Here is a 15,713-nt window from a genome sequence, read left to right on the forward strand (position 1 = left end):
AGAAAAGTTGCTCGTTATTTCTTCAACTCCGCCACGAGCCGTTGCGCATCCTCGCTCGCCCATTCGGCAGGGCCTTCGATCGAGGCGACCATGCAGCCGGATTTGTCGATCAGCAGCGAGGTCGGCAGGCCGAAACCCTTGCCGATGCTTTTCATCTTTTGAAAGCTTCCGCCTTCCGGGTCGGCATAGAAGGCGAGGTGCTGGATGCCGGCCTGCTCGAGAAATTGCTGGCGCCGCTCGAGCCGGCTGGTGTCCGTATTCACCGCCACGACTTCAAAATTGCCGTCGCCCGCCGCTGCCTGCAGCGCGTCGAGTGCCGGCATTTCCTTGCGGCAGGGGATGCACCAGGTCGCCCACAGGTTCAGCAGCACGGCTCGCCCACGAAAATCCGCCATGGTCAGCGCCTTGCCGTCGGGGCCGGTGAAATGCAGGTCGGGGGCAGGCTGTGGCGCTCTCTCGGCCATCACGCCGGCGACTTCGCCCTGCATCAGAGGGGCGAGCCGTTCGCTCAGCGCTTTGGCGGCCGGGCAATTGGCTGCTGCGGTATTTTCCGCGCCTTCCTTGCCCCCTGAGCCCATCTTCCAGTATAGCGACAGGCCAAGCGCCAAAATCACGGCGATTGCCCCGATAAGCACGGGCAGACGCGACTTCGGCGCTGGGCTGGAATTTTGCGGTCCGGTCATTTTTGAACTTTCTGGAGCGAACATGAGCAACAAAATGTGGGGCGGCCGGTTTGAGACAGGCCCGGATGCGATCATGGAGGAAATCAACGCATCCATCGGCTTCGACTACCGCCTCGCACGCCAGGACATCCAGGGATCGAAAGCCCATGTCGCTATGCTCGCCAAGACCGGAATCGTCACTGAAGAAGACGCCGCCGCCATCGCTGCGGGTTTAGATCAGGTTTTGGGCGAAATCGAGAGTGGCTCGTTCACGTTCTCGCGCGCCCTCGAAGACATCCATATGAATGTGGAGTCGCGCCTTGCCGCGCTGATCGGCCCGACGGCGGGGCGGCTGCATACGGCGCGTTCGCGTAACGATCAGGTGGCGCTCGATATGCGTCTGTGGGTGCGCGATGCGGTCGATGCGCTCGATGTCCAATTGCGCGACCTGCAGCGGGCGTTGGCCGCGAAGGCCAAAACCTTCGCCGGCACGGTCATGCCGGGGTTCACCCATCTGCAGTCGGCCCAGCCGGTGACTTTGGGGCATCATTTGCTCGCCTATGTCGAAATGCTCGGCCGCGACCGGGGCCGCCTGCACGACGCACGCGTGCGTCTCAACGAATGCCCGCTCGGCGCGGCGGCCCTCGCGGGCACGAGCTTCCCGATCGACCGGCACATGACAGCCGAGGCGCTCGGCTTCGACCGCCCCACGGCCAATTCGCTCGACAGCGTGGCCGACCGCGACTTTTCGCTCGAAGTGCTGTCGGCCGCCTCGATCTGTGCCGTGCATCTCTCGCGCTTCGCCGAAGAGATCGTGCTCTGGGCGACGGTGCAGTTCGGTTTCGCCAAGCTTTCGGACAAGTTTTCGACCGGCTCCTCGATCATGCCGCAAAAGCGCAATCCGGACGCGGCGGAACTGGTGCGCGGCAAGACGGGCCGCATCATCGGCGCGCTGAACGGCCTGCTGATCGTGATGAAAGGCCTGCCGCTGACCTATTCCAAGGACATGCAGGAGGACAAGGAAGGCCTGTTCGACGCCGTGCACAGCCTGTCGCTATGCATTGCCGCCATGACCGGCATGGTCAACGATTTGCAGCCCGATGTGGAGCGGCTGAAGAAGGCGGCGGGCGCCGGCTATGCGACGGCGACGGATCTTGCCGATTGGCTGGTGCGGAGCTTGAAAATGCCCTTCCGCGAGGCGCATCATGTCACCGGCGCGATCGTCAAACTGGCATCGACCAAGAATGTCGGATTGGAAGAGCTTGGGCTTGCCGAAATGCAAGGCGTCGAGCCGCGCATCACCCAGGAGGTGTTCGGCGTGCTGGGCGTGGATAAGTCGGTCCAAAGCCGCGTGAGCTATGGCGGCACTGCGCCGCGCAATGTGATGGCGCAGGCGGATAGATGGTTGGAGAGGTTGCAACAGGAATGATTGAACGCCTTTCCTACTTCCGGCAGGTGGGTTGCCGCACACACGTATCCGCGTCATTGCGAGCAAAGCGAAGCAATCCATCTCCTAACCAATGGGTTGTAACTGGTTCTTGAGGAGCGGATGGATTGCTTCGTCGCTTCGCTCCTCGCAATGACGGGAGAGGTGCATGCCCTCACCGCTTGCGCGAGACGGGATTCGCGTCAACATGTGTTTTAGGGAGTGAAGAATGAATATCGTTGCAGCAACCAAATCGTCCCCCAAACTGGCGGAGTTCCAGTGGGACGACGCTTTTCTCTTCGACGATCAGCTCTCAGAAGACGAAAGGCTCATTCGCGATACAGCGCGCGCCTATGCGCAAGAGAAACTGTTGCCGCGCGTCATCGACGCCTATGCGCATGAAAAGACCGATCGCGGCATTTTCAATGAGATGGGTGAGCTAGGGCTCCTCGGCGTTACCTTGCCGGAGGAATATGGCTGCGCCGGCGCGTCCTATGTCTCCTATGGCCTCGTCGCGCGCGAGGTCGAGCGGGTCGATTCCGGCTATCGCTCGATGATGTCGGTGCAGTCGTCGCTCGTCATGTATCCGATCTACGCCTATGGCAGCGACGAGCAGAAGAAGACATATCTGCCGAAACTCGCGAGCGGCGAATGGGTCGGCTGTTTCGGCCTTACCGAGCCAGACGCGGGCTCCGATCCCGGCGGCATGAAGACCCGCGCCGAAAAAGTAGCCGACGGCTACCATCTGACCGGCTCGAAAATGTGGATTTCCAACTCGCCCATCGCCGACGTGTTCATCGTCTGGGCGAAGTCGGTGGCGCATGACAATCAAATCCGCGGCTTCATCCTGGAAAAGGGCATGAAGGGCCTGTCGGCGCCAAAAATCGAAGGCAAATTGAGCTTGCGCGCCTCAATCACCGGCGAGATCGTGCTAGACGGCGTTGTCGTTCCCGAGAGCGCGCTGCTGCCCAACGTTGCGGGGCTCAAGGGGCCGTTCGGCTGTTTGAACCGCGCCCGCTACGGCATTTCCTGGGGCGTGCTCGGCGCGGCGGAAGATTGCCTGCATCGCACCCGTGCCTATACGCTCGACCGCAAGCAATTCAATCGGCCGCTTGCGCAAACCCAGCTCGTGCAAAAGAAGCTTGCTGATATGCTGACCGAGATCACGCTTGGGCTGCAGGCCTCTTTGCGTGTCGGCCGTCTCTTCGACGAAGGCCGGGTTGCGCCCGAAATGATTTCGCTCGTGAAGCGCAACAATTGCGGCAAAGCACTCGACATCGCCCGCCAGGCCCGCGACATGCATGGTGGCAACGGCATCGCGCAGGAATATCATGTGATGCGACACGCGCAGAATCTGGAAACGGTGAACACCTACGAGGGCACGCACGACGTGCACGCGTTGATCCTCGGCCGCGCCATTACGGGGTTGCAGGCGTTCTTTTGAGAGTGAATGGAGCGCGGGCTTCCAGCCCGCTCCATCGATCCGAGGCTAGACTAATAGGCGCGCTTGTTTGCCTTGTTTTTGCAACAGCTCGACTGCGGTCTTATCGAACGAAACGAACGTATCGGCTCCCAGCCAGCGACCTTCGTATGCGATCACGCCATCGGCGAAGTCCCCGCCGGCTTCGAGCATCTCCAACCCGGCTTCGACCGCCGAGCGGTTCAACGCGACATTGGACATGTTCAAGAGAGAGCGGAGGATATGCGAAATTTCCGTCGCAGACACTTTGTAGCTTCGGGCGAGAACCCACACGAGCTCGCATAATGCCGGTGTCGCAACGGCAATCGTCTCGGCTTTTGCGAGTTCCGTCTGGGCGGACTCGCTCTGTGCGGGGTCATCGTTGACAAAAGCGCGAAGCAATACATTGGTGTCGGCGACAATTTTCATTTCTCGCCGGCCCATCCTTTCGCCGTCGCCTCGTTGATCTCGTTGATGGACAAGGCGGGGCGATTCTTGCGCTTCAAGACGCCGAAAAGGTCGGAAATATGTCTCTGAGCAGCCACGGCCCGAACTTCGACCCGGCCGTTGGGAAGCTTTTCGACCTCGATCTTATCGCCAGGATGAACGCCGAGGTGTGCGAGAAGGTCTTTCCGCAAAGTGACCTGCCCTTTTGCCGTAACCGTCAGGGTGCTCATAGACAATCTCCTTACATCTACGTTCAAATGTAAGGCATTTATGCCTTATTTTCAATGGTCCAAAAGCTCGCGGCCCAGAGGGCCGCGGTCCGTTCACTCTGCGCCTTTTTGTGTCTCGATGCGAAACGGATGCGCCGGATAGCAGCCCAGGATCCGCACCTCGCGCGAGAAGAAGCGCGCTTCTTCCAAGGCGCGGCGCACCGGCGGATCATCGGGATGGCCGTCTACGTCGGCGAGGAATTGCGTCGCGGTGAATTCCCCGTCGACCATGTAGCTTTCGAGCTTGGTCATGTTGACGCCATTCGTGGCAAAGCCGCCAAGGCTTTTGTAGAGCGCCGCCGGCACGTTGCGTACGCGGAAGATGAAGGTGGTGACATTGTCGCCGCCCGCTTCCGGGTAATGCGGTTCGCGCGCCAGAATGACGAAGCGCGTCGTGTTGTGCGCGGCATCCTCGACATTGTGGGCGAGAATGTCGAGGCCGTAGATCTCCGCCGCGAGGCTCGTTGCGAGCGACGCGCGGGTCGGGTCGTTCCAGTCGCGCACCTCGCGGGCCGAGCCGGCCGTGTCGCCGGCGGTCACCGCTTTAAATCCGTGCTGGCGGATGATGTTGCGGCATTGGCCGAGCGCGTGGACGTGGCTGTAGACCGATTTGATATTCTTGAGCTTGGCGCCCTTGATCGCCATAAGCTGGAAGTGAATCGGCAAAAAATATTCTCCGACGATATGAAGGTCGGTGTTCGGCAGGAAATGATGGATGTCGGCGACACGGCCGGCGAGCGAATTCTCGATCGGGATCATGCCGAGCGCTGCGTTTCCGTCCTGCACGGCGGTCAGTGCATCCTCGAAGGTCGGGCAGGGCAATGTCTCCCAGCCGGCATAGACGTCGCGGCAGGCAATATCGGAATTGGCGCCCGGCTCACCCTGATAAGCGATGATCTTTTTCATTTTTGCCTCAACTGAGTTTTCCGATCTTCCAGACTCGGAAAATTGCTCTAACTTTTTGTTTTGTCGCATTTTCTTAACCGAAAAGTCGAACAACTTTTCTGGAAAATGCTCTATCTCAGTAATTCGCGTGCGCGCTTGAGTTCGTGCGGATTGTCGACGCCGAGCGGCACGGTGTCGACCTCCATCACGTCGATGCGCATCCCGGCTTCCAACGCCCGCAATTGTTCGAGCTTCTCGCGCTTTTCGAGCGGCGAGGGGGGAAGGTGCACGAAACGCTCCAGAACCGCGCGGCGGTAGGCATAGAGCCCGATGTGATGGAACAGGGGCCCTTCGCCGGTGGGCGCGGTGGCGCGGGTGAAATAGAGCGCGCGGTAACGGCGCGCGGCGATCTCGGTGCCGATCATTTTGACGATGTTCGGATCGCCCCTTTCTTCCTCGCGCCGGATGATGGCGGTGAGGGTTGCGATGTCGACGGACGCGTCGCTCAACGGAAGCATCACGGCGCGGGTGATCTCGGGGTCGAGGGTCGGCAGATCGCCCTGGACGTTTATGATGACGTCGTGCCGAGCCTGTGGGTCGGCAATTCCGACCGCCTCCCAGATCCGGTCGGAGCCCGATTGATGGTGCACGCCGGTCATCACCGCCTGGCCGCCGGCTGCCTCGATCGCCTGCTTGATTATCATGTCGTCGGTCGCCACCACGACGGGGCCGAGCTTGGCCTCCATCGCCCGCCGCCACACGTGGACGATCATCGGCACGCCGTGGATGTCAGCGAGCGGCTTGCCCGGCAGCCGGGTCGAGGCCATGCGGGCCGGGATGAGAATGATGGGATTTGGCATGAATTTGGAGCCTGATGATCCTGATTTGGTCCTTGCGGGTCGCGCTGGCGGCAAAAAGTAGCAACGAGCCGTCGCTTATACGTGTTGCCAAGCGGGGCGCAAAGCATGTAATCACTTTCCAAGTCAAACGGCTCGCCAGGGCCGCTTGGGGCGTGCCCATTTTGCGCCTGTTGGGGGGATCATGCGGTCCTGGGGCGGAAAAGGTACGAATATCAGGATGTTGCGCAGCCGGAGCCCTAGAACTCATGGATTCCTTCGAGTTTAACAAGATTGCAGGAGCGGTTCTCGGAACCCTTCTTTTCACCTTCGCACTGGGGCTGTTCTCGGAAGCCATCTTCTCGCAAGAGAAGCCGGCGAAGCCCGGCTATGACCTGCCGGCCGTTGCCGACAATGCCGCTGGTGGCGTCGCGCCGAAGGATGCGGCGCCGGCGGTGCCGCTGCCCGAATTGCTGGCCAAGGCCGACCCGAAGAAGGGCGAGCAGTTCACCAAGGCCTGCCAGGCTTGCCACAGCTTCGACAAGGGCGGCCCGGCCAAGGTCGGCCCGCCGCTTTATGGTGTCGTTGGCCGCGCGAAGGGAAGCGTCGCGGGTTTCGCCTATTCGGACGCCATGAAGGGCAAGGGCGGCGATTGGTCGTATGACGATATCAACGCCTTCATCACCAACCCGCGCGGTTTCGTTTCCGGCACCAAGATGGGTTTTGCCGGCGAGAAGGATGCGGGCCACCGCGCCGACATCCTCGCCTATCTGCGTACCCTCTCGGACAGCCCGGTCGATTTCCCGAAATAAGACGGCTTGACCAGCAGAATGTTGAGAAAGGCTGGGGTGACCCGGCCTTTTTTGTTGTTTCCGAAAGGCCACGCTCTTACCGAAAACCATTGTGCTTTCCTTAACCAAGCTTGGCTTTGATGGCTGCTGGGGCCGGATGGCACCGATTCGAAAATCCGACATAATCCTCGGCGAATCATGCGAAAGGCGCCGCTTCGGCGCGAAAAGGGGATTGTGACGTGACGTTGATCGACCGCCGCTCCGTGCTCAAATATGGCTCCGCGCTGGGGGCGAGCCTGGTGCTCAAGCCGGCCTTTGCGGCTGATGGCGACGTTGAGAGCCACGGTCTCTCGATCTTCGGCGACTTAGCATTGCCGTCCGATTTCAAGCATTTCGCCTATGTCAATCCGGATGCGCCCAAGGGCGGTAAATTGGTGATGACGGTTTTGGGTTATAGCGGCAACGAAAGCTTCGAGACCTTCGATACGCTGAACTCATATGTGTTGAAGGGCGCCGGCGCCGCCGGCATGAGCGCCATCTACGATTCGCTCATGGCGGGGACCGCCGATGAGCCCAATGCGGCCTATGGGCTGGTCGCCCAGAAGGTTAAGGTTTCCAAGGACAAACTGACCTATCGATTCTTTCTACGGCCCGAGGCGCGGTTCCACGACGGATCGAAGCTCACCGCGAAAGACGTCGCCTTCTCGCTGAATATTTTGAAGGAGAAAGGCCACCCCAATTATCATTTCAACCTCATCGACATGGCCGAGGCGGTGGCGGAAACCGACGATGTTGTGCGGGTTCAATTCGTGCCGAAGCGCAGCCGCGATGCGCATATGTATGTCGTCGCCATGCCGATCTTTCCAGCTGCCTATTGGGCGACGCGGGATTTCGAAGCCTCGACACTCGAGCCGCCGCTCGGGTCGGGCGCTTACAAGGTCGGCAATTTCGAACAGGGCCGCTTTATCGAGTTCGACCGCGTCGATGATTATTGGGCCAAAGACCTGCCGGTGAATGTCGGCGCCAACAATTTCAGCCATATCCGCTTTGAGTATTTCCGCGACCGGCAGATCGCCTTTGAAGGGTTCAAGGCTGGCCGCGTGACATATTGGGGTGAGTCGACATCGAAACAATGGCACACCGGCTTCGATTTTCCGGCCTTCAACGACGGCAAGGTCAAGAAGGAAACGCTGCCGAACAACCTGCCGGCGTCATGCCAGACCTGGAATTTCAACACGAGGCGCGACAAGTTCAAGGACTCAAGAGTCCGCGAGGCGATCGGCCTGTGTTTCGACTTCGAATGGACGAACAAGAACATCATGTACTCGTCCTTCACGCGCACGACATCGTATTTTCCGAATTCGCCGAATGCCGCGAGCGGCAAGCCGAGCCCTGCAGAATTGGCGCTGCTAGAGCCCTGGCGCGGCAAGGCGCCTGACGAAGTGTTTGGCGAGCCTTATCTGCCGCCCGTGTCCGATGGCTCAGGCAGCGATCGCGCGCTGTTGCAGAAAGCCAATCAGCTTTTGCTGCAGGCCGGCTGCAAACGCGATGGCGACATGTTGAAATTGCCGGATGGCTCGCCGTTGGAGATCGAGTTTCTCGACTCTACGTCCCTGTTCGAACCGATCCAGGCCCCCTTCATCGCCAATTTGCGCAAACTCGGCATTCGCGCTACCTCGCGGGCGGTCGATGCGGCCCAGCACAAGCGCCGTACCGACAGTTACGATTTCGACATCGTGGTCACCAATCTGGGCCGTGGATTCTATCCGGGCGCCGACTTGCGCAGCATCTTCACATCGCACGCTGCCGATACGCCTGGTTCCCTCAATCTTTCCGGCATCAGCGATCCGGCCATCGATGCGATCGTCGAGCGGATCGCCACGACGAATTCGAAGGACGACCTGCAAACGTCGTGTCGCGTCCTCGACCGCCTCTTGCGCGCCGGCCGTTACAGCGTCTTCTGCTGGTATCGCGCTGATGTGTGGCTCGCCTATTGGGACGCTTATGCCCGGCCGGCGACGCAGCCGAAATTCGGCACCGGCGCGCCCGATACCTGGTGGTGGGACGACGCCAAGGCCAAGCAGATCGGGATGAGCGAATGATCGCCTATATCATCCGCCGCCTGTTGCTGATGATCCCGACGATTTTTGGCATCATGCTGATCTCCTTCGTCATCGTGCAATTCGCGCCGGGCGGCCCGGTCGAGCGGGTGATCGCGCAATTGCAGGGCCTCGACAATGGCTCGCGCGTCGGCGGCGGCGGGGGCGATGCGTCGTCGCAGGCGGGCATGCAGCAAGGCGGCGATACGTCGCGCTATCGCGGCGCCCAGGGGCTCGATCCGAAATTCATCGAAGAGCTGAACAAGCAATTCGGTTTCGACAAACCGGCCTATGAGCGCTTCTGGATCATGGTGAAGAATTATACCCGTTTCGATTTCGGCAAGAGCTATTTCCGCGACGCCGATGTGCTTGAGCTGATCAAGGAAAAGCTGCCGGTTTCGATTTCGCTTGGCCTCTGGATGATGATTCTCTCCTACGCGATTTCGATTCCGCTCGGGATCCGCAAGGCGGTCGCGGACGGTTCGCGGTTCGATATCTGGACATCCGGCGTCGTCATTATCGGTTATGCCATTCCCGGTTTCCTGTTCGCCATTCTTCTCATCGTTCTCTTCGCCGGCGGATCGTTCTGGAATATCTTTCCGTCCCGGGGCATCGTGTCCGAAGATTGGGCGACGCTGTCCTGGCCGGATAGGATCGTCGATTATCTGTGGCATATCGTTTTGCCTGTCACCTCGATGGCGCTTGGCGCTTTCGCCACAACGACGTTCCTGACCAAGAATTCCTTCCTCGACGAGATCCGCAAGCAATACGTGCTCACCGCGCGCATGAAGGGCCTCTCCGAGCGCGGCGTTCTCTATGGCCACGTCTTCCGCAACGCGATGATGATCGTGATTGCGGGTTTTCCCGGCGCCTTCATTTCGGCCTTCTTCGCCGGTTCGCTGCTGATCGAGAATATTTTCTCGCTCGATGGCTTGGGCCTCCTCTCCTATGAATCGATCATCAACCGCGATTATCCGGTGGTTTTCGCCAATCTCTACATTTACGCCCTGCTGGCACTAGCGGTGAATCTTCTCTCCGATCTCACCTATACGTGGGTTGATCCGCGTATCGATTTCGAAACGCGCGAGGTTTGACCGAAAGCATGAGCATGACGCTCGACCGTTCTACCGACCTCGCGCCGCCGCTGCCAAAAAAGGGCCTGCTTGGCCTCTCGCCGGTCAACGCAAGGCGACTCGCCAATTTCAGGGCGAACAAGCGCGGCTATTGGTCGTTTTTGATCTTTATGATCTTGTTCATCCTGTCGCTCTTCGCCGAATTCCTTTGCAACGACCGGCCGATCGTCGCCTCCTACAAGGGCGAGATTCTGTTTCCGGTTTTCGTCGATTATCCGGAAGAGAAATTCGGTGGCTTCCTTGCCACCACCGATTATCGCGACCCGGTCATCGCGGACGAAATCAAGGCGCACGGCTGGATGATCTGGCCGCCGATTCATTTCTCCTACAATACGGTCAATCTCGACGCGCCGAAGGGGCCGGGCCCCGTTGCGCGCAGCGCGCCTTTCGCTCCGACCTGGACGTTGCCGAAAGACTATTGCACGACCGCGACGATCAAATCCTGCGACGAGGTCGAGTGGAACTGGCTCGGCACCGACGATCAGGGCCGCGATGTCGTCGCGCGGCTCGTATATGGTTTCCGCATCTCCATCCTGTTCGCGCTGATTCTCTCCGGCATCTCGTCGGTCATCGGCGTCATGGCGGGGGCGGTGCAGGGCTATTTCGGCGGCAAGGTCGATTTGATTTTCCAGCGCGTCATCGAGATCTGGTCGTCGCTGCCACGCCTCTACATTCTCATCATTCTCGCCGGCATCTTCGTGCCGGGCTTTTTCGTGCTGCTCAGCATCCTTCTGCTCTTTTCCTGGGTGTCGTTGGTGCATCTGGTGCGGGCCGAGTTCCTGCGGGCGCGCAATTTCGAATATGTCAATGCCGCGCGGGCGCTTGGGCTCTCCGACATCAGGATCATGGCCAAGCATCTGTTGCCCAACGCCATGGTCGCGACGCTCACCTTTCTGCCCTTCATTCTGTCCGGCTCGATCGAGCAATTGACGGCGCTCGATTATCTCGGCCTGGGACTGCCACCCGGCTCCGCGTCGCTGGGCGAAATGCTGCTGCAGGGCAAGTCCAATCTGCAGGCGCCATGGCTCGGCCTCACCTCCTTCTTCGCCATCGCCATCACGCTGTCGCTGCTCGTTTTCATCGGCGAGGCCGTGCGCGACGCCTTCGATCCGCGAAAGACGTTCCAATGAGCGACGCATCGGCGCCGCTGCTCGCGGTCGATAACTTAAGCATCGCCTTCCAGCAGGGCGCGCAGGAGCTGCGCGTCGTGAACGACGTGTCGTTCAAGCTGGAGCGCAGCCGCACACTGGCGCTGGTCGGTGAATCGGGGTCGGGCAAATCGGTTACGGCGCTCTCGATCGTCCAACTCGTCGCCGCGGCGCATTATCCGTCCGGTAGTATCCGCTTCAAGGGCGAGGAGTTGCTCAAGGCGAAGCCCGGAAGGCTGCGCGCGTTGCGCGGCAGCGACATCACGATGGTGTTTCAGGAGCCGCTGACCTCGCTCAATCCGCTGCATACGATCGAGAAGCAGATCGGCGAGATTCTCGAATTGCACGGCACGCGCGGCGGGGCGAAGCTGCGCCAAAGGGTGGTCGAATTGCTGGGCGAGGTCGGCATTCCCGAGCCGGCGAAGCGGCTTGCGAGCTATCCGCACCAATTGTCCGGCGGTCAGCGCCAGCGCGTGATGATCGCCATGGCGCTCGCCAACCGCCCCGATCTTCTCATCGCCGACGAACCGACGACGGCGCTCGACGTGACGGTGCAGGCGCAGATCCTGAAATTGCTGAAGGAGCTGCAGGAAAAGCTCGGCATGGCGATGCTGTTCATCACCCACGACCTCACCATCGTGCGCCGCATCGCCGACGATGTCGCGGTGATGTGCCAAGGCGAAATCGTCGAGGCCGGCCCTGTCGCGGATGTGTTCAACAACCCGCAGCACGACTACACCCGCAAATTGCTCGCCGCCGAGCCGAAAGGCCAACCGCCGGCGGTCGACGCAGGCGCTTCGCCCGTGGTCACCGCGGAAAATCTCAAAGTATGGTTCCCGATCAAGACCGGCCTGTTGCGCCGTACGTCCGGCTATATCAAGGCGGTGGACGAGATCTCCATTACCGTGCGCGAGGGGCAGACGGTGGGGGTGGTCGGCGAGTCCGGCTCGGGCAAGACGACGTTGGGCCTTGCCATGCTACGCCTCATCAGGAGCGACGGGCCGATCGTCTATATGGGCCAGCGCATCGATGCGTTCGACCGCAAGTCCATGCGGCCGCTGCGGCGTCATATGCAAATCGTCTTCCAGGACCCCTTCGGTTCGCTCTCGCCGCGCCTGTCGGTTGCAGGCATCGTCGAGGAAGGGCTGATTGTCCAGAACCCGAACCTGTCCGCCCGCCAGCGCCGCGAGATCGTCGCGCGGGCGCTCGCCGAAACCGGCCTCGATCCGGCGAGCATGGACCGGTACCCGCACGAATTTTCCGGCGGCCAGCGCCAGCGCATCGCCATTGCGCGCGCTTTGGCGGTGGGGCCGAAATTCGTGGTACTGGACGAGCCGACCTCGGCGCTTGACATGACGGTGCAGGCGCAGATTGTGGATCTGCTGCGCGATCTGCAGCAGAAGAGGGGGCTCGCCTATATGTTCATCAGCCATGATCTGAAAGTGGTCCGGGCGCTCGCGACCGATCTGATCGTGATGCGGCATGGCAAGGTGATGGAAGCGGGGCCTGCGGCACCGATCTTCGCCAATCCGCAAAGCGATTATACGCGCGCGCTCTTCGCGGCAGCTTTCCGCATCGAGGCGCGCGAACAAGTCGTCAGCCAATAGCCGATAGGAGTGAGCAATGCCCCGCGCCCTGGTTCTCGTGCTCGATTCCTTTGGTTGCGGCGCGGCCAAGGACGCCGCCGATTACGGCGATGTGGGCTCTGACACGCTCGGCCATATTGCGGAGGCTTGCGCGCTGGGGCGCGGCAACCGCGCCGGTCTGCGCCTTGGTCCACTGCATCTGCCGCATCTCGATGCGCTCGGCCTTGGCCTCGCGGCGGAAGCGTCCACAGGCCATTTCCCGCCGGGCTTCACACGCGGTGAGAAGGCGGCGTCCTGGGGCTATGGCGTCGAGGTCTCGCGCGGCAAGGACACGCCCTCCGGCCATTGGGAAATCGCCGGCACGCCGGTGCCATTCACCTGGGGCTATTTTGCGCACACCGAGCCCGCGTTTCCGGCCGATCTCACCGCGGCGATCATCCGGGAAGGCCATCTGCCGGGTATTCTTGGCGATAAGCACGCGTCCGGCACCGGCATTATCGAGGAGTTCGGCGAAGAGCATATGCGGACGGGCAAGCCGATTTGCTACACCTCGGCCGATTCGGTCCTGCAGATCGCCGCGCACGAGGAAAGCTTCGGCCTAGAGCGGCTGTATGACCTGTGCAAGGTCGTGCGGCGACTGTGCGATCCTTTGAATATCGGCCGCGTCATCGCCAGGCCCTTCGTCGGCACCCATCGGGACGATTTCACGCGCACCGCCCACCGCAAGGATTTTGCCGTGCCGCCGCCGGCCGGCAGCATGCTGCAGCGCGCAGTGGAAGCCGGCCGCATCGTGGTGACGATCGGCAAGATCGGCGACATTTTCGCCCACCAGTTCACCGGGCGCGAGATGAAGGGCGCCTCCAATATGGAGCATGTCGATCAGACCCTGGCCGTTCTGCAAGACCTGCCCGACGGCGGCCTGATTTTCACCAATCTCGTCGATTTCGACACCGATTACGGTCATCGCCGCGATGTGCCGGGCTATGCCGCCTGTCTGGAGCAATTCGATGCGCGCGTGCCGGAATTGCTGGCCGCGCTGAAGGCGGATGACATTTTGATCGTCACCGCCGATCACGGCAACGATCCAACCTATCGCGGCTCCGACCACACCCGCGAGCATGTGCCGATCTTGGCTTATTGCCGCGATTTGCCGCCACGGCCGATTGGGCGCCGCGAAAGCTTTTCGGATATCGGCGCCACCGTGCTCGACTGGCTCAAGCTTCCACGCGGCGGTTCCGGCCAATCCTGGCTCTAACGAATACATGCCGCCCATTTTTTTGGCATCGCGGCCGCGTATGCCTAATTGATGGCCATCGTCTTGCGATGCCGCTGCGGCCTCGGCATCGCGCAGTCATGTTTCTCAATCATTTGTGCAGTTGCGAGCATCTGGCACGCACATTGCTATTTCTCTGACCAAGTCCGCGTGGGCGGACAAAAGCGCGCTCGATCCGCGAGACGATGGCGGCTGCGCGCATCAATGCAGAGGGGATGCAGATGACCATTTCACGGCGGAGTTTCTTGCGGACAACGGGCGCCATGGTGGGCGGCGCCGCCGCGTTTTCGAGTTTTGGCGCACAGGCGGCTGAGACGATCAAGGTCGGCATTCTGCATTCGCTCTCCGGCACGATGGCCATCAGCGAAACCACGCTCAAGGACGTCATGCTGATGCTCATCGCCGAGCAAAACGCCAAGGGCGGCGTGCTTGGCAAGCAGCTCGAGCCCGTGGTCGTCGACCCCGCGTCCAACTGGCCGCTGTTCGCGGAAAAAGCGCGCGAATTGATTTCGAAGGATCAGGTCTCTGCCGTCTTCGGCTGCTGGACCTCGGTGTCGCGCAAGTCGGTGCTCCCGGTGTTCAAGGAGCTGAACTCCATCCTCTTCTACCCGGTGCAATACGAGGGCGAGGAATGCGAGCGCAATGTCTTCTACACCGGTGCCGCGCCAAATCAGCAGGCAATTCCGGCCGTCAATTATCTGATCAGTGAGGAGAAGGTGGAACGTTGGGTGCTGGCCGGCACGGATTACGTTTACCCACGCACCACCAACAAGATCCTGGAAGCCTATCTCAAGAGCAAGGGCGTTTCGTCCGACGACATCATGATCAATTACACACCGTTCGGTCAGTCCGATTGGCAGACGATCGTCTCCGACATCAAGAAATTCGGCTCGGCGGGCAAGAAGACGGCCGTGGTGTCGACCATCAACGGCGACGCGAACGTACCCTTCTACAAAGAGCTCGGCAACCAGGGCATCAAAGCGACCGACATTCCGGTCGTCGCCTTCTCGGTCGGCGAAGAAGAGCTTGCGGGCATCGATACCAAGCCGCTCCTCGGCCATCTGGCGGCCTGGAACTATTTCGAATCGATCGACACGCCGGAAAACAAGGACTTCATCGCAAAGTGGCAGGCCTTCACCAAGAATCCGAAGCGTGTCACGAACGATCCGATGGAAGCCCATTATATCGGCTTCAACATGTGGGTGCAGGCCGTGACCAAGGCCGGCACGACCAGCACCGACGCGGTGCTCGATGCGATGATCGGCATCAAGCAACCGAATCTCACGGGCGGCGTCGCCGAAATGCTGCCGGATCATCATCTCACCAAACCGGTTTTCATCGGCGAGATCGCGGAAAGCGGCCAATTCGACGTGGTGTGGAAGACCGACGGTCTGGTCGCCGGCGACGCGTGGTCGAAATATCTCGACGGCTCGAAGGATCTTGTCGGCGATTGGAAAGACAAGAAGTGCGGCAATTTCAACATTAAGACGAATACCTGCGGCGCGTAAGGGCACTTAAGGCTCAAGGCGGACTAGGCCGAGCCGCCCTCTTGGATGGAATGCAGCGATGTATCCGTTCTCGTCATTGCGAACTGCGCTTGCGCGGGTTCGCAACATTATTTGAATGCTCAACTCGGGCAAGCCCGAGTTGAGTGCGAGGAGCGAGGCGACGAAGCAATCCATCCACTTCCTCAGAAAAT

The 15,713-nt window shown here is 60.6% G+C and carries 14 protein-coding genes; 9 read left to right on the forward strand and 5 right to left on the reverse strand.

Annotation, left to right across the window (positions count from 1 at the left end; translation table 11 throughout):
- Nucleotides 1–14 precede the first annotated feature (14 nt).
- Nucleotides 15–683 (reverse strand): thiol:disulfide interchange protein TlpA, encoded by a 669-nt coding sequence (tlpA, locus tag V9T28_RS01300; protein WP_245424060.1) that lies wholly within the window; start codon nucleotides 681–683, stop codon nucleotides 15–17.
- A gap of 22 nt (nucleotides 684–705) precedes the next feature.
- On the opposite strand from tlpA, the gene argH reads away from it, so the two are divergent.
- The gene (gene argH, locus V9T28_RS01305; protein WP_116400423.1) at nucleotides 706–2,091 is read left to right on the forward strand and encodes an argininosuccinate lyase; all 1,386 of its coding nucleotides are present in this window, start codon (nucleotides 706–708) and stop codon (nucleotides 2,089–2,091) included.
- A 226-nt stretch (nucleotides 2,092–2,317) separates the two neighbouring features.
- On the forward strand, nucleotides 2,318–3,532 hold the full coding sequence (locus tag V9T28_RS01310; RefSeq protein ID WP_116400424.1) for an acyl-CoA dehydrogenase: 1,215 nt from the start codon (nucleotides 2,318–2,320) through the stop codon (nucleotides 3,530–3,532).
- A gap of 45 nt (nucleotides 3,533–3,577) precedes the next feature.
- Here the strand turns inward: V9T28_RS01310 and V9T28_RS01315 are convergent, their stop codons facing one another.
- The 4 genes from V9T28_RS01315 to V9T28_RS01330 all read right to left on the reverse strand — a co-directional run bounded on the left by V9T28_RS01315 (nucleotide 3,578) and on the right by V9T28_RS01330 (nucleotide 6,008).
- The gene (locus V9T28_RS01315) at nucleotides 3,578–3,976 is read right to left on the reverse strand and encodes a type II toxin-antitoxin system VapC family toxin (protein ID WP_116400425.1); all 399 of its coding nucleotides are present in this window, start codon (nucleotides 3,974–3,976) and stop codon (nucleotides 3,578–3,580) included.
- Complete coding sequence (locus V9T28_RS01320; protein WP_116400426.1) at nucleotides 3,973–4,224, reverse strand: AbrB/MazE/SpoVT family DNA-binding domain-containing protein; 252 nt, start codon at nucleotides 4,222–4,224, stop codon at nucleotides 3,973–3,975. The genes V9T28_RS01315 and V9T28_RS01320 overlap by 4 nt, the downstream gene beginning before the upstream one ends.
- Nucleotides 4,225–4,317: 93 nt before the next feature.
- Nucleotides 4,318–5,169, reverse strand: coding sequence for a prephenate dehydratase (locus V9T28_RS01325; protein ID WP_116400427.1), 852 nt, complete (start codon nucleotides 5,167–5,169; stop codon nucleotides 4,318–4,320).
- A 110-nt stretch (nucleotides 5,170–5,279) separates the two neighbouring features.
- Entirely contained in the window at nucleotides 5,280–6,008 is a 729-nt protein-coding gene (locus tag V9T28_RS01330; protein ID WP_116400428.1) for a 3-deoxy-manno-octulosonate cytidylyltransferase, read from the reverse strand.
- Nucleotides 6,009–6,253: 245 nt separating this feature from the next.
- Between V9T28_RS01330 and V9T28_RS01335 the strand changes: the two genes are divergently transcribed.
- The 7 genes from V9T28_RS01335 (at nucleotide 6,254) to urtA (ending at nucleotide 15,522) form a co-directional block, all read left to right on the forward strand.
- Nucleotides 6,254–6,796, forward strand: coding sequence for a c-type cytochrome (locus tag V9T28_RS01335; protein ID WP_116400429.1), 543 nt, complete (start codon nucleotides 6,254–6,256; stop codon nucleotides 6,794–6,796).
- A 218-nt stretch (nucleotides 6,797–7,014) separates the two neighbouring features.
- Entirely contained in the window at nucleotides 7,015–8,877 is a 1,863-nt protein-coding gene (locus tag V9T28_RS01340; RefSeq protein ID WP_116400430.1) for an extracellular solute-binding protein, read from the forward strand.
- The gene (locus V9T28_RS01345) at nucleotides 8,874–9,968 is read left to right on the forward strand and encodes a microcin C ABC transporter permease YejB (protein WP_116400431.1); all 1,095 of its coding nucleotides are present in this window, start codon (nucleotides 8,874–8,876) and stop codon (nucleotides 9,966–9,968) included. The genes V9T28_RS01340 and V9T28_RS01345 overlap by 4 nt, the downstream gene beginning before the upstream one ends.
- Nucleotides 9,969–9,976: 8 nt before the next feature.
- Nucleotides 9,977–11,137 carry an ABC transporter permease gene (locus V9T28_RS01350; RefSeq protein WP_116400735.1) on the forward strand — a complete coding sequence of 387 codons (1,161 nt, stop codon included), beginning with the start codon at nucleotides 9,977–9,979 and terminating at the stop codon, nucleotides 11,135–11,137.
- Complete coding sequence (locus V9T28_RS01355) at nucleotides 11,134–12,762, forward strand: ABC transporter ATP-binding protein (protein ID WP_116400432.1); 1,629 nt, start codon at nucleotides 11,134–11,136, stop codon at nucleotides 12,760–12,762. Before V9T28_RS01350 ends, V9T28_RS01355 begins: the two co-directional genes overlap by 4 nt.
- A gap of 16 nt (nucleotides 12,763–12,778) precedes the next feature.
- On the forward strand, nucleotides 12,779–13,996 hold the full coding sequence (locus V9T28_RS01360; RefSeq protein ID WP_116400433.1) for a phosphopentomutase: 1,218 nt from the start codon (nucleotides 12,779–12,781) through the stop codon (nucleotides 13,994–13,996).
- Nucleotides 13,997–14,235: 239 nt separating this feature from the next.
- A complete protein-coding gene (gene urtA, locus V9T28_RS01365) occupies nucleotides 14,236–15,522 on the forward strand; it encodes an urea ABC transporter substrate-binding protein (protein ID WP_199500091.1) in 1,287 nt (428 codons plus the stop codon).
- The last annotated feature ends 191 nt before the right edge of the window (nucleotides 15,523–15,713 follow it).

This window comes from Methylovirgula sp. 4M-Z18, assembly GCF_037890675.1.
GTDB lineage: Bacteria > Pseudomonadota > Alphaproteobacteria > Rhizobiales > Beijerinckiaceae > 4M-Z18.